At 44.1% G+C, this 14221-nt stretch carries 15 protein-coding genes; 8 read left to right on the top strand and 7 right to left on the bottom strand.

From position 1 onward, the window contains the following. Positions 1-87: 87 nt before the first annotated feature. Positions 88-1071 carry a hypothetical protein gene (locus tag AB6E30_RS06120; RefSeq protein WP_136982649.1) on the bottom strand — a complete coding sequence of 328 codons (984 nt, stop codon included), beginning with the start codon at positions 1069-1071 and terminating at the stop codon, positions 88-90. A 423-nt stretch (positions 1072-1494) separates the two neighbouring features. Between AB6E30_RS06120 and AB6E30_RS06125 the strand changes: the two genes are divergently transcribed. Next, on the top strand, positions 1495-1881 hold the full coding sequence (locus tag AB6E30_RS06125) for a hypothetical protein (RefSeq protein WP_372102945.1): 387 nt from the start codon (positions 1495-1497) through the stop codon (positions 1879-1881). A 148-nt stretch (positions 1882-2029) separates the two neighbouring features. Here the strand turns inward: AB6E30_RS06125 and AB6E30_RS06130 are convergent, their stop codons facing one another. Further along, a complete protein-coding gene (locus AB6E30_RS06130) occupies positions 2030-2962 on the bottom strand; it encodes a LysR family transcriptional regulator (RefSeq protein WP_372102970.1) in 933 nt (310 codons plus the stop codon). A 199-nt stretch (positions 2963-3161) separates the two neighbouring features. Here AB6E30_RS06130 and AB6E30_RS06135 point away from each other — a divergent pair, with 199 nt between their 5' ends. Further along, complete coding sequence (locus tag AB6E30_RS06135) at positions 3162-4187, top strand: zinc-binding alcohol dehydrogenase family protein (RefSeq protein ID WP_372090482.1); 1026 nt, start codon at positions 3162-3164, stop codon at positions 4185-4187. A 113-nt stretch (positions 4188-4300) separates the two neighbouring features. On the opposite strand, the gene AB6E30_RS06140 is transcribed toward AB6E30_RS06135, so the two are convergent. Both AB6E30_RS06140 and AB6E30_RS06145 read right to left on the bottom strand, forming a co-directional pair. Further along, positions 4301-4912: a CIA30 family protein gene (locus AB6E30_RS06140; RefSeq protein ID WP_065584785.1), complete on the bottom strand. Its 612-nt coding sequence runs from the start codon at positions 4910-4912 to the stop codon at positions 4301-4303. Between the two features lie 48 nt (positions 4913-4960). Next, positions 4961-5227, bottom strand: coding sequence for a DUF3081 domain-containing protein (locus AB6E30_RS06145; RefSeq protein ID WP_372090480.1), 267 nt, complete (start codon positions 5225-5227; stop codon positions 4961-4963). Positions 5228-5572: 345 nt separating this feature from the next. Between AB6E30_RS06145 and AB6E30_RS06150 the strand changes: the two genes are divergently transcribed. Next, a complete protein-coding gene (locus AB6E30_RS06150) occupies positions 5573-6553 on the top strand; it encodes a bile acid:sodium symporter family protein (protein ID WP_032545880.1) in 981 nt (326 codons plus the stop codon). Positions 6554-6624: 71 nt separating this feature from the next. Here AB6E30_RS06150 and AB6E30_RS06155 read toward each other — a convergent pair whose 3' ends face one another. Beyond that, entirely contained in the window at positions 6625-7245 is a 621-nt protein-coding gene (locus AB6E30_RS06155) for a heme-binding beta-barrel domain-containing protein (RefSeq protein WP_017062436.1), read from the bottom strand. Positions 7246-7641: 396 nt separating this feature from the next. On the opposite strand from AB6E30_RS06155, the gene AB6E30_RS06160 reads away from it, so the two are divergent. Next, positions 7642-8061 carry a VOC family protein gene (locus AB6E30_RS06160; protein ID WP_017065925.1) on the top strand — a complete coding sequence of 140 codons (420 nt, stop codon included), beginning with the start codon at positions 7642-7644 and terminating at the stop codon, positions 8059-8061. 157 nt (positions 8062-8218) lie between these two features. Here the strand turns inward: AB6E30_RS06160 and AB6E30_RS06165 are convergent, their stop codons facing one another. Both AB6E30_RS06165 and AB6E30_RS06170 read right to left on the bottom strand, forming a co-directional pair. Beyond that, positions 8219-9118 carry a DMT family transporter gene (locus AB6E30_RS06165; RefSeq protein ID WP_048610851.1) on the bottom strand — a complete coding sequence of 300 codons (900 nt, stop codon included), beginning with the start codon at positions 9116-9118 and terminating at the stop codon, positions 8219-8221. A 42-nt stretch (positions 9119-9160) separates the two neighbouring features. Then, a complete protein-coding gene (locus tag AB6E30_RS06170) occupies positions 9161-10171 on the bottom strand; it encodes a LysR family transcriptional regulator (RefSeq protein ID WP_136982644.1) in 1011 nt (336 codons plus the stop codon). A 100-nt stretch (positions 10172-10271) separates the two neighbouring features. Between AB6E30_RS06170 and AB6E30_RS06175 the strand changes: the two genes are divergently transcribed. The 4 genes from AB6E30_RS06175 (at position 10272) to AB6E30_RS06190 (ending at position 13841) form a co-directional block, all read left to right on the top strand. Next, positions 10272-11624: an MATE family efflux transporter gene (locus AB6E30_RS06175; protein ID WP_136982643.1), complete on the top strand. Its 1353-nt coding sequence runs from the start codon at positions 10272-10274 to the stop codon at positions 11622-11624. A gap of 200 nt (positions 11625-11824) precedes the next feature. Further along, the gene (locus AB6E30_RS06180) at positions 11825-12070 is read left to right on the top strand and encodes a hypothetical protein (protein WP_136982642.1); all 246 of its coding nucleotides are present in this window, start codon (positions 11825-11827) and stop codon (positions 12068-12070) included. A 327-nt stretch (positions 12071-12397) separates the two neighbouring features. Beyond that, a complete protein-coding gene (locus AB6E30_RS06185) occupies positions 12398-13402 on the top strand; it encodes a response regulator (protein WP_136982641.1) in 1005 nt (334 codons plus the stop codon). A 1-nt stretch (position 13403) separates the two neighbouring features. Beyond that, positions 13404-13841: a PAS domain-containing protein gene (locus AB6E30_RS06190; RefSeq protein ID WP_004731659.1), complete on the top strand. Its 438-nt coding sequence runs from the start codon at positions 13404-13406 to the stop codon at positions 13839-13841. Positions 13842-14221 lie beyond the last annotated feature (380 nt).

Here is a 14221-nt window from a genome sequence, read left to right on the forward strand (position 1 = left end):
TTCGCTGTGAATTAGAAACACCAGCAAGTTGTTTGAGTAGTAAGCCCAGTCATACTTGTGACTGGGCTTGCTTACAAAGGAATAAAGCTACTTAACTTCGTATCTCAGTAGCACTTCATTATCGAGAACGACATTTGTCGACCAGATAAAGCTTGCGCCAGCACCACTGAATTTTTCGATAAAGTTCATGTACGCTTTTTTATTGTTCACGCCAATATCGTCTTCTGAATATACTGATGCTTGAGGCCAAGATGTTGAATCGAACTCTTGGTTCATCCAGTTGGTTGGTGTTTCCCAATGAGCGGCGTAGGCATCTTGACCGTGGTCTGTTCCTTCCGTGGTGCAGCTTTCAGAAAGACGCTTCCCGTCCACTTCACTCAAACAAGTCAGGTCATAAATCGGTGAGGTATAAAAGGTTTGTGCTTGCCAGTCTGGTCCTGTCACGGTTCCGTCACTAAAGCTCGCGATAAAGCCACCATCACCAGCGTGGTATGCCTTTCCGCGGTTATCTTCGCTGCCAAGACCTAGGTTTTCTTCCCAATCAATCACTTTCACGGCAATCGTGTAAGGCTTCTTCACCTTAAATTTGACGATGTTTGAGTTAAACGGTGTGAAAGGAACGGTATCTACCGCGATTAACTTGCCGTTGATATAAAGTTCGAAATAGTTATCGGCAAAAATATAACCTGTTATTTCCTCACCGTCTTGATCCACTATCGCTACAGGTACAGAGCTTTGATCGACTTCGGCTAGGCTACTTGGCGTGGTGTTTGAGCACTCTTCATAAAGATCAAAGGCTTTTGGCCCTGTCGCAAAGTTGTTCTTGGCTGGAACCGTCCAAACCTTTCCTTCGGAGTCCGTAATTTCCCCGACGCCCGCCACTCGGCTACGTCCGTTTGCACACTCAAAGAGATTCGATTCAACGGTGGTCGCCACACCCTGAGTAATACTCGCTGAGCCTTGGTAATCACTGATGTTGCTGACCGAAGGCGTATCTGATGATGGTGAGCAGCCTGTAGCGAGCAAAGCAACCGATGAAAGGGCAAGGGCTTGATATTTTTTGATGATCATTGATTGGGTATCCTAAATGGGTGATTTAAATAAGCGTGGTTCAAAATAAGCGAAGTGCAAGTAAGTTAATTGAAAACAAAGCTACTTCAAACAAATCCGAGCTAAGTAGCTAAGTAGCTAAGTAGTTAAGTAAGCCGTGAACTCATAGCTAATAGTTGGAGCGATGAAGCTAAGCAATGACCCAAATATTTGTGAGGTGCCACGCTTGTTATCTGATAAGGCATATATTACCCGTACAAATGTAAACAAGCGTAAAGGTGAGTAAGCATGGGTAAAACAGCGCTTTTATCGAATGATCACATCAGCTTGCGCGGCGCTGGTAAAAATACTCAGCATGAAGCGGTTTCAGGTTGTGATTGAGATAGTATTTTGCTACAAAACGCGCATAATCTCGCTATACAACATTTAAAGAAGAATTTACCTATGACTACCTTTCAATACTACTTTCACCAACTGCCTTGCTTCGACTGTAAAAAAACGACAGTAAGTACTGATCTTGGTTGGTTAACGCCTACGATGAAAGACGATGCTATCGCACAAGTGACAGCAACACTTGCACAAGGCGAGATTACACCTGATCTTTCAGCGGACGTGGTTTGTACGAAAGATGAAGCGCGTGAGTATTTACTACTGAACTTCTTCGGTTATTCAGAAGAAGAGCTAGCAAGCGGAATCGAAGCGGATGATGAAAAAGAAGTGGTAGACGAAATCGCAGAGCTAGTAGAAGAAGGTAAAGACACCATCACCTTCGAACATGAGATTGCTCTTCAGTGCTGTGCAGACTGCGATGTTGAAGACGAGTCAAACTAAGCTCTTGTATTAAGAGTATTAAACTAAGTACTCTTATTAAGGTTCATCATGAAGCTATGATGTTCAAATGATTAAAGGCGTTAGCGAATTGAAGTTCGCTAACGCCTTTTTTGTATCTCTGTTTCTTATCTTTAAGCTGCATTAGATCCTATGATATTTTTCTTTCTATAATGCCTTGTTCGCTCAATTGCGAAAGGATCTCAGCGGTTTTCTCTCTGAATAAATCTCTCAGTAGACGCACAGTAGGGGTGATGGATTGACGACTTGGACACACTAACCACAGCTCGGTAGGTGTCGGCTTAAATTCAGGCATAACTTTAACCACTTCGCCTGAAAGCAGGTGAGGAGACATGTCTAGACAAGATTTTATTGCCACCCCTTTACCTGCGATACACCAACGTCTTACAAGGTCTGCGTCGTTCGAAGCGCGATTTCCTTTTAGTTTCACTTTATGATCTTGAGTACCATCGTTAAACACCCACTCGTCTTGCAATATGTCATGAAGTTGGTAAAGCAAACCATTGTGCTGAGCTAAGTCACTCGGGTGTTTTGGTGTGCCCATTTCAGCCAAGTATTCAGGAGCCGCACACAATATCCTCGGCACATCGCATATCTTGAAACCATACATGTTGGCATCGGTCGGGGAGCCGTAACGCAGCGCCATATCGACGGAATCTCGGTAGAAGTCGATATTGCTATCACTGATGCTAGTGCGAAGCGTCGCCTTTGGGTATTCAAGCAAGAACTCATCTAACCAAGGTGTGATTAGGTTGCGTCCTAGATCCGATGAAAGCGCTATGCGAATTTCACCGTCAAGAATACCAAGCTCTTCGCGCATGTTGAGCTTCGCTTGCTCCAACATCTTTAAGGCTTGTTCGCATTCCGGTAAATAACGCTCGCCAGCTGAAGAGAGCCTTAGGTGGCGCGTGGTTCTTACAAATAACTCCGCACCGAGTGCCGCTTCAACACGTTTTACCGCTGCACTTGCTGTGGCAGTACGCATATCGAGGTTGGTGGCTGCTGCAGTAATACTGCGAAATTCCGCCACTTTCAAAATGACCTGTAAGTCTTCAAGAAGCATTTCGTTTCCCTGTTCTGAACCTTGAATCGGTTGTTCGGTTACCCATAAATTAGGCATTTTCAAATTGCTAATCTTAGTATTTTTCCTGCGCATATACATCTTATTATCAAAAATCATTTGATAATAATTCAAATATTAGGCTGTTTATCTAAAGCGAGAATTCTCTAAGATTCAATTATCGAATTTAAGGAGAAGTATCATGTCATTACCATTAACAATGAAAGCAATCGGATTTACTCAATCACTTGCGATTACAGAACAAGACAGTTTATTTGAGTTTGAAACGAGTCTGCCAGAACTAAAAAATAATGACTTGCTGGTAAAAGTGAGCGCGACTTCTATCAATCCTGCTGACGCTAAAATTCGTATTCGTAATGCCAAAGACAAAACTCTTGAGCAGCCAAAAGTGCTGGGCTATGACGCAGTCGGTGAAGTTGTTGGTAAAGGTGCTGACGTTGAAGGCTTCGAAGTCGGTGACCGTGTGTACTATGCGGGTGACGTAACACGCATGGGGGCTAACGCAGAATACCAAGCTGTGGACTACCGTATTACCGCTAAAGCGCCGAAGAGCCTTTCTGATGAAGCTGCAGCCGTTATGCCACTAGCGACGCTTACAGCATGGGAAGCGTTGTTTGACCGCTTGCGTGTTCGTCCTGAAGAGAAAAAGTCTATCCTGATCATTGGTGGAGCGGGCGGCGTTGGTTCAATTACGATTCAACTGGCTAAGCAACTGACCAACCTAAATGTTATCGCAACAGCTTCAAGACCCGAAACTGAACAGTGGGTAAGGGATATGGGGGCGGATTATGTGGTGAACCACCGTAACCTTGTCGAGTCTGTGCGAGAGCAAGGCATTCAACATGTCGACTACATTTTCAATGTTGCAGACACAAAAGGGCACTGGGATGCGATGGTTGAATTGATCGCACCGCAAGGCATGATCAGTTCGATTGTTGAATTTGATGGTGGCATTGACTTGTCAGCGCTGCAAGGCAAATCAGCAGGCTTTGTTTGGGAGCTGATGTTTACACGTTCACTGTTTAACACCGAAGATATCCAGAAGCAGCAAGACATCCTATTCCAAGCCGCGAATCTGATTGATGCGGGCCGTATTAAATCGACGCTAACCTCGACCCTAAATGGCTTTAGTGTGGAAACACTTAAAGATGCACACCAACGTATTGAAAGCAGTGCCTCGATTGGTAAAACTGCCATCAAATACTAATTGCTGATGTTTTAATCAGTCGTTGTTTTGAGTCGTTGACGGTTTAAATAGAAGAAGCCCCTGATATCTGATTGCTAGTCAAAAGGTTTCAGGGGCTTTTGTTTGTTTTCAGTTTAGTCAGCTTCTGGTGATGTGATAGGTTTCGATGTTCTGAAGTGAAGCTGTATTAGGTCTAGCTCAAAAGGCGAGGGCTCTTTGTCCGCAATCAAAAAACCGATTTGTTTGATGTCTCGTGCCTTAAGTTCCGGCGCATCGCTCAGTAGCCGACCTCTGAACACAGCTTGAAAATCATTGAAGTGGAACACCTTGTTAAGCCGCACTCCCTTTATCGTAACGAAATCGTGTTTGTATTGAACTCGATTACCATCTTTCGATGTTGTGAGCCTCAGTTGGTAGGTGCGACCATCACCAACGAAAACTAGCTCTGCGCTATCTATTTCATGGGCTGGTGATTCAATGGAGCGCTTTACAGAACTGAAACCACCATTGTTTTCTAACGATAGCTCGCCCCTAAATCGACTCATATCATCAAGATAAATGAGCCCGCCCGTTGAGATGCCACCCATTACATCGTCGTTGGTCGCTGTCCAATTCTTGTGTTCGTTCGGTTGTATAAAATCAATCATACCTATGCCTGCTACAGATACTTGAGACCATAAAAAGGAGAGGCTGAGTACTAGCCAAAAAGGGTGTCTTCGCTTAAGCAATGAAGCCGTTTCGTTCATGATTGTCTCCGTTAGCCGTTAGCCGTTAGCCGTTAGTCTGTTCGCGTTTTATGGAGAAGGTTCAGTGGCAAGCATACCCAGACAACGCTCAATAAATTCAGAATAATTTGAAGCATTGTCGTACTCGATTTTCAATGAACCATGAAACATCAGCGTCACCGTGACGTCTTTATAGCTTAGCCAACAGGTATAACCATCATAATCATGCCAAGCCGCCATTTCGTCCACTTGATATTTATTGTCCAGTTGCTCGCCAGAGGTGCGAATGCACTCAAACACTCTGAGAAACTCAATAATGGTGATTCTGTTGTCCATGTTTTGCTCCCGCTGAGTAGTTATTGGTAATAGGCTGAATATTGGTATCTAAATTTGTTACTGTTTGATTGCTGTCCCTACGGCTTGCCTTTGTGTTCCGATCACTGAAAGTGATCTTATCTTCTCGATAAACCTCTGTTTTCTAATATTTTCATCGTCATTCCATACATCCGATTAATCCTGAGCAAAACGGGTGTAACAAACTTAATAACGATGTTAACCCTCAAGATAAAGACAAGCTTAATTTACGTTTATGGTGGTTAATTAAAATTAGAGTCGATAGGATAAATAGCGTCGGAGCCTTGTTATTGGCTGAAATGGAATCTACAGAAAGTGCGTGTCAACATGATAGAAAAACTGAAAAAGGAATGGTTTCTTGTAGGGATGGTGGTGGCTATGGTCGTTGCTGTTTTTACGCCGGATTGGGGCAAATCGGGTGGGGTACTTCATCTCGATACGGTGACTGTTCTCGGCATCGCTTTGGTGTTTTTCTTACACGGTTTGGGTTTGTCTCCCAAAGCCATTCTTGAGGGGCTTTCGAATTGGAAGCTGCATGTTTTTGTACAAAGCGCGACATTCTTAGTTTACCCACTGCTTTGGGTGATATTCGGGCAAGGCTTTGTCGCTTATATGCCAGCAGCTCTGGCCTTTGGTTTCTGTTACCTCTTCGTATTACCGAGTACGATTTCGTCTTCGGTCGCGATGACGGTGATTGGAAAAGGAAACCTACCGGGTGCGATATTCAATGCATCACTTTCTAGTATTTTAGGCGTGTTCATTACGCCTCTACTGATCCAGCTCTTTATGGGGTTGGAAGGTGCAGAGCTAAACCTGATGGAATCGGTGATCTCTATATCTAAAATGCTGCTATTGCCAATGATTGTCGGCCAGTTGATGCGCCCGTTACTTTTTGAATGGACTCAGAAACACAAGTCAGTGGTCAATAAGTTAGATAAATACGTGATACTTCTGATCGTCTACAGTGCTTTCTGTGACTCTATTGAACACGGTATTTGGAGCGACTTTTCACCAATGCTGTTGTTGCTGTCAGCGGTGATTTGTTTAGTGGTATTGATGGTGATGGTACACGGCATTCAATGGAGTGCCCGAAAGGTTGGATTCAATCATCAAGATGAAGTCGCGGCAGTATTCTGTGGTACTAAGAAGACCTTAGCGGCAGGTATTCCTATGGCTAAGGTGATCTTTGCTCACAACCCTAATCTAGGGATGATATTACTACCAATCATGCTTTATCACCCGATTCAGATCTTTTACTGTGCAGTGCTAGCCAACCGTTACGCCAAGGTTGATACACAATCTAGTTAAACTTGTTTGTTGTTACAAGTACAACAGAAAAACGCCTTTCACTTCGCTGTGAAAGGCGTTTGTATTTGAATCTACTTCACTTTAATTAGAGTGCTTGAATCTGTATGAGCAAATGCGTTGTCGTAGATCTCTAAGCCTGTTGTTTGAGAGTACGTCAGCGTATCGTCTGAAATGCTAATGTTCATCGTGAAGCCCGTGGTGGTTGCGTTGTCCGTCATGTATTCGGACTCAGCGATGCCACGCTTAGACGCAACTAACGTCATTGTATCGCCAGCAGGGCCTTCTGCGGTGACACATGTGGTGCGTGGTACGCAGTAAGAGTTGTAGACGACCTGATTTTTTTGGTCGTAGATGAAGTAGCCACGTTGATCGTGGAACTTAGAGTCGTCGGCCTTTCTGAATACTTCTTGTTTGTAGTACAGAGCAACCAGATATTGATCGCTGGCATTGGTTGCATCTGCCGCAACCTCAAACGTCATTACTTCATAGAATGGTGTAACCGCGGGACCACCTGCACCCACTTCTGTGCCTTCTTGGCCTGGAGAAATATCAACGCCGCCAGTTTCGACTGATTTCCATGTGCCGACTAACTTTGCGAGTGGACCAAAATCCATACCATTGATTGTGTTGTGGTCGGCTACTGCTGGAGCCGAGATTACCGCTGCGATACCAAGTGCTAATAATTTTTTCACTTTAACTTCCTTTTTATTAATTATCTGACCCCAATAAAAATAAGGTTATTGTGAAACCAGTTTATTAACCCAGATCAGTGTTGTTGGCTAATATGAAATCGAATTGTAACTTGATGTATCAGTCAATAAGGAGATGTTAATGTGTATATATTGAGCAAGGTGCAGTGATTGGATCGTCTAATCTCAGCGATACATCATGTGTTTTTTGGCTCTTGAGGCTGAGTTAAGTCACATTGGATTAGGTCGTCTAAACTTAAAGCTTGTATCGCATCAAATACGACAATTTGGGCTCTAAAGACGTTCTCGAAATAAATGCAAATTAGTGCTTTACCTCAACTTAACTTGAGGTATTAGGATATGCAACGTTGCTTACGAGAATACTTTAAGGAGAGATGAATGATCCAACTTGAACATGTGAATTTAGTCGTCAAGGACATCCCTGAAATGCTGACTTTCTATAAAGCGGCGTTTCCACACTGGTACGTTCGTGATGAAGGAAAAGGCGAATGGTCAGGCAAGCCACGTAACTGGCTGCATTTTGGCGACGAGTACCAATACATCGCATTGAGTGATCACGGTGAGGGTGAAAACAGAGATTTGGCAGGGCACTCTGTTGGCCTCGCGCACTTCGCTTATGTGACCAATAATATCGAAAGCGTCACTCAACGTCTTATCGATGCGGGTTTCCCGATTGCTAAACCTGGCGCTGAAGAACCTTATCGAAAAAATGTCTATTTTGTGGATCCGGCAGGTTTTGAAATCGAGTTTGTTGAGTATTTGAGTGATGATCCCAAGTTACGAAATGCCACAAGTTAATCACGTAATACGCCGCTTTATTAAAGTTGGTTAGCGGCATGAAAACACGTTAGAGAATATTTATAGAAAAGGGCATCGTGGAATAATCCGCAATGCCCTTTTTCGTTCTATTTAATCGCTGATTAGCTAACTGATGTTGAGCTCTTTTCGCTGGTGTTTACTTAGCTTTAAACGGCACCAAAAGTTGTTTGCCAAACACATTGATTAGCGCGCCAGTCACGATTAGACCACCACCTAGGTAGGTCCAAACTGATGGAATCTCATTGAAGATCCACACACCTAATAGTGCTGAGAATACGATCTGAACGTATGAGTAAGCTGAAGCCTTGCCTGCTGCTTGGGTTTGCATCGCTTTGGTTAAACCGTATTGGCCTATTTGTGTGAAAATCCCGACCAGAACCAACATCATGGTTAGGAATAGGCTAGGCCACACAAAGTCGTTCCAGATAAGGGCGGTGGAGATTGGGAGAGCAACCAGTGGGAAGTAGAAGATGATGACTGAACTGTCTTCTGTTTGGCTAAGCTTCCTCACAATCACATAAGCAATTGAGCTACCAAATGCACCACATAACGCCACCATAATGCTGAATAGCGGTAACTCGCTGCTCGCGCCACTGTTCATGCTTGGCTGTACCATTACTAATAGCCCCGCTAAGCAGAACGCAATGCAGATCATGGTCGACTTTTGGACGCGTTCTTTCAGGAACAACACACCAAGTAGAGCGGTAAAGACAGGATGCACGTATTGTAGAATGGTCGCTTCTGCTAATGGCAAAGTGGTCACAGCGTAGTAAACACACATCAAGGCTGCTGTGCCAACTGCGCCTCGAACAAACAACAAAGGTTTGTTATTTCCCCAGATCGAAATGCCTTTTCGCTTAACGTCGATATAACTGATGATCAAAGACACTAAAGCCCTTGCTGCAACAATCTCGAATACAGGTATGCCGTAGTTGCTGATGTACTTCACACACGCAGACATCAGTGCGAATCCAAAAGCAGAGAGGATCATGAACCTAACCCCAACAGGGATCATTGAAAAAGAGAAAGAAGGCATAAAAATATCAATCGGTTGAGGGAACAGGAATCATAACTTAGTTTAGAAGAGCCGACCAAAGTCTTTGTCCTGTTCTATTACACCAAACCATTGATATTTCTGTGCGAGTACTTTCAGCAACTCGATCTCTTTCGTTGTCTCTTCTCTAAGCCATTCAATAAGGTCGTTGATGATAGGCGTGTGACTACGCTGGTGAATGAAGTAAGTCCAAGCACTGTGTTGGATCTTTGCATTCTTAGGACAGTACAAGAAGCCTCGTTGGAGATCTTGTTGTACTAACAATAGATCCGTGACCGTAACGCCTTCACCGGATAAACAAGCACTGAGTGCCATATCTAAAGACAAGAAACTGGTATTTCTGACGGGTTTCTTTGGTGGGAATTCAACATCGGCCAACCACACTTTCCAGTCGTGATGATCTAAGGTCGGGTGCAACCGTGGCATGGTTAAGATCGAATCGAGGTCGGTGTCTTTATTCGTTAAGTTGGTCGAATTAGTTAAATTGGCAGAATTAGTTAAGCTAGTCGAGCAAACCGGTGCCATAAACTCTTCCCGCAAGAAGGTAATGTCTGGTGCTTTGTCATAGCGTTTTTTGAAGCGCGTGTGGAAGATCAGTAGGTCATATTCGCTGCTATTGATTGATTCGTCTTCCTCAATTACAGGAACTATGACGATCTCATGATCTTGATAGCGCTCGTTTAATTCCCGTACTTTGGAGATCAATACTCGCGTCGCGAAACTCAGAGTCGCTTTGATCACAATACGTTTCTGCTTGGGCTCACTCCAAGAGGCGATAACGGCTTCGATATTGCCATAGCTTTCTCGCAAAGCGACATACAAATCATGACCTTGTACCGTTAATTCAATGGCTCGATGCTTACGAATAACCAGTGATGCGTTTAACTCATCTTCAAGCTGTTTGATCTGTCGACTGATCGCACTTTGTGTCACATGCAGCTCTTCGGCAGCCAGAGTAAAGCTCATCAGCCTTGCGGCAGCTTCAAAGGCTTTTAAGCCATTATGTGATGATGGCAAGCTAGGATATGGGGTCATAATTCGTTCGCATGAGTTTATGGAATGTTAGAGTCGCAAATTTATCAATTGAACGCCAGCCTCATCGATCGTATTTTGGGCGAAATTAACTGAGGCGCTCATGAAAAAAATACTCACTCTTGCATTCCCTTTGATCATTTCACAGCTGATCTCTATGGCTTTAGTCCTTACTGATGTTTGGATGATGTCGCGTATCAGTGTGTCAGCCCTTGCGGCTGGTGGCTTAGGCGCCTCTATCTACTTTTTTATCTTCATTATTGCGAGCAGCACTGTAGGTTGTGTCGCGAACTTGATTGCGATCGCTTATGGTCAGCGCGTCGCTCGCCCAGAGTTTGGTAATACTCAAATTAGATTGGCGGTGAAAGGCGCAACCATGTTGGCATTCGTGCTCAGCGTGACTTTAATGGCCAGCTTCTGGTTTGCTCCGTTGGTGTTAGAAGCCGCCAAACAGCCGCCAGAAGTGATCACTTTAGCCATGGAATATGTCCATGCTTTGAAGTGGGTGATGTTGCCTTCGCTTATCTTGTTGGTACTTCGTGGCTTAACCAGTGCGTTTGGCAACGTGCGCTCCATTCTTGTGATGTCGATTATCACCGTAATTCTGAATGTGCCCGTGAGCTACTTTCTCACCTTCCAATTAGACATGGGCTTAACAGGTTTGGGGCTTGGTACGGCTATAGCGGCATTTATCGTGATGGTCGGGTACACGGTTTGGGTATTTAAGCGTGACGAGTTTAAGCAGTTCGCCCCTTGGATAAATACAGAAGAGTACTCAATCAAGCTGATGAGCCCATTGTTGTTGATGGGTCTACCTATCGGCTTGGCAGCTTTACTTGAGCATGGCTTGATTTACGGTGGCACCTTAATGGCGGGCACGATCAGTATTGCTTCGCTAGCTTTGCACCAAATCCTGCTGCAATGCTTAAGCTTTACTTGGAACTTCAATTTCGGCTTCTCACAAGCTGCGGCGATTTTGGTTGGTCGTGATTTTGGCGCGGGTAACTACGAAGGAATAAAAAGAACTTCGATTCAAAGCTTCATATTGGTGTCGGTGTTGAGTGTGGCGTTGTCGGCCGTGTTTATCATATGGCCTGAGATGATCGCTTCTATCTTCAAGTTAGACGATGGCACTGGCGCGATGACCTCACTGTTGGCTTCAGTTATCTGGGTAGTGGCGCTGTGCTTTATCGTTGATGCTTGGCAACTGCTGGCGATTAACTTGCTAAGAGGGATGAAGATTGTCTCTATGCCAACCGTGATGACTGCCATCGGTTACTGGGTATTTGGGTTGCCTGCGGCTTGGTATTTGATGCCTAAGTTCGAATTGGCAGGGATTTGGGGCGGAATCGGTGTTGGTTTAGGCGTGACAGGTATTTTGCTGCTGATTCAATTGATGCGTGTAATCCAAAAGAATAACCAATCTCCAGATTTGTCGAATCATGCTTATACGTGATTTGCTTGTGATGCTCGCCTTTACCATGGAACCTTGAACGATAAACTTTGTACTGCTGACCGAGAACTATAAATTACCAACAATGACCTATAAGCCCTGAATTTCGTACTTCGTAATTTAGACCTTGGTCTTACAGAAACCGAGCTAAAAGGTGACTAGAATGATTTGAGTTGCTCACCGTTTTATCAAGGAATACACAAATGGAAGTTGGATTGTTCTGGGCTGAAAAAGGAATGTTAGTGCTTGGCGCACTGTTTGTTTTGACGAGCATGATGCAGTACGGAAGACGCAGTAGCGATTGGAAGGGCGTGATTACGATGTTTTATAAGCGTATCCCAATGAACATCTCCGAATACAAATGGTACCGTTTAGGCATCGCTCTGTTGGTCTTCGCCGTGGTGATTCGTTTCGCATTACTGATCCTATGGCCTTCATATCAGTTCTAGTTATTCACATTACGTCTCTTATCATGGCTACATAAAGCCGATAAATGAATGAGCAAACCGAGCCTTAATAAACTCACTTATTAAGGCTACCATTTCATAAACTAGCTCGATTGTTCTATCAAAAAGTGCTATTACTCTATAACGATGAACGATTATTACCTTTGTAGCATATTGTTTTTCATGAAGAATAATGCGAAATAATAGCTTACCTACCTGTTTCATCATTCTTACTAATAATCTGCACATAAATCCATTCACCCCGTACCTGATACCATAATGTTCTGTTACACTCGGTCGAATTAGCTCTAATTTGTCAGTGGTGCATTTATGTCGTTCCCAGTTCTTATATGTGATGATTCTGCGTTAGCAAGGAAGCAGATGGCTCGGTCACTGCCTAGTTCTCTAAATGCGGATATAACTTTTGCTGTTCATGGGCTTAATGCACTTGAAGAGCTCGCTCAAAACCAATTCAAATTGATGTTCCTCGACCTAACCATGCCGGAATTAGACGGCTATGGCACATTGGAAGAGATGAAACGTTTAGGCGATACCACGCCAGTTGTCGTTGTTTCTGGTGACATACAACCAAAAGCACAACAGAAGGTGCTGGATCTTGGCGCCAAAGCATTTTTGCAAAAGCCGATCGATAAAGAAGCGCTAAAAGCCATTTTACGTGAGCATGTCGAGCCGCCAAAACAGCCTCAAATCATTACCCCAACCGCTTTAGAACTGCCAATACTTCGCAGACGCGATATCTATATGGAAGTCGCGAACGTAGCGATAGGCCGTGCCGCTGATGCACTGGCTCGTCACTTTAATGTGTTTGTTCATCTACCGCTGCCGAACGTCAACATCTTCGAAGTGAGTGAATTACACATGGCACTTCGCGATCTAGCCGACAATGACCAAGTATCAGGTGTTTGCCAAGGCTTCAGTGGAGAAGGCATTGCAGGTGAAGCACTAGTTTTGTTGAGTGATTCCAGTGTGAGCGACCTTAAGAAGCTCATGAAGGTGCCAACAGAAAGCGAGCAGCTAGAAGAACTAGAGCTGCTGATGGATGTATCGAACATCTTAGTCGGCTCTTTCTTGAATGGGTTAGGGGAGCAATCAGAAGTTCGTTTCTTCCAGAGCTCTCCTGTGCTGCTAGGGCAACACATCTCGATTGATTCGGTGATTGAAAATACCAGCGGCTCGTTCAAAAAGACCATGACGTTCGAAGTTAGCTACAACATCGACGGCACGTCCATCCGTTGTGACCTTCTATTTATGTTTGTTGATGAGTCTTTGCCGCTTCTAGACAACAAATTGGCCTACCTAATGGAGGAGTTTTAATATGCTGAATCTTCCTGCTGAATTTGAACAGTTCCACTGGATGGTCGACATGGTTCAAAACGTCGATATGGGGCTGGTGGTCATTAATCGTGACTTTCAGGTACAAGTTTGGAATGGCTTTATGACGCACCATAGCGGTAAGCAATCGCATGATGCGATCGGTAAGTCTATCTTTGAACTGTTCCCTGAGATCCCAGAAGAGTGGTTTAGACTGAAAACCAAGCCAGTCTACGATTTAGGCTGCCGTAGCTTCATTACATGGCAACAAAGGCCTTATCTGTTTAAGTGCCGCAATGTTCGCCCTGTAACTCAACAAGCCGATTTCATGTATCAGAACGTGACGCTAAACCCAATGCGCTCTCCAACAGGGCAAGTTAGCTCATTGTTCTTGTCGATTCAAGATGCGACCGCAGAAGCGTTAGTCTCTCAAAAGAACTAGCACTGCTCTATTTACTAAACAGCACTTTTCTATGTGTGTATTAGCATCAGTCTAATCAGCGAATAAAAATGGCTAAGGTTAATTACCTGAGCCATTTTTTGCTTTTTATTCTTCAAATCTTATCTTTTCCCCCAGTTTTTCACGTCAACCAATCCTCTTTTTTTGAGCGCTTTGCAGAGTATTCTAGGTTACATGAACGAAAGGGCGACGACGAAACGTGCTTTTGGAGCCGTAATGCTATGGGTGAGTAGAAATTGGATTTATAAAGTCCAAGCTTGAAAGCTTCATTTAATGGAGTGCGAGGGCTCGACTCTCAAACCCAAGTGAATATTGGTCTCTAGATTGAGTCCTTTTCACTCTACTTTTCTAAGTGACCGCAA

It is taken from the genome of Vibrio sp. 10N.247.311.12 (assembly GCF_041467515.1).
Taxonomy (GTDB): Bacteria; Pseudomonadota; Gammaproteobacteria; order Enterobacterales; family Vibrionaceae; genus Vibrio; species Vibrio crassostreae_C.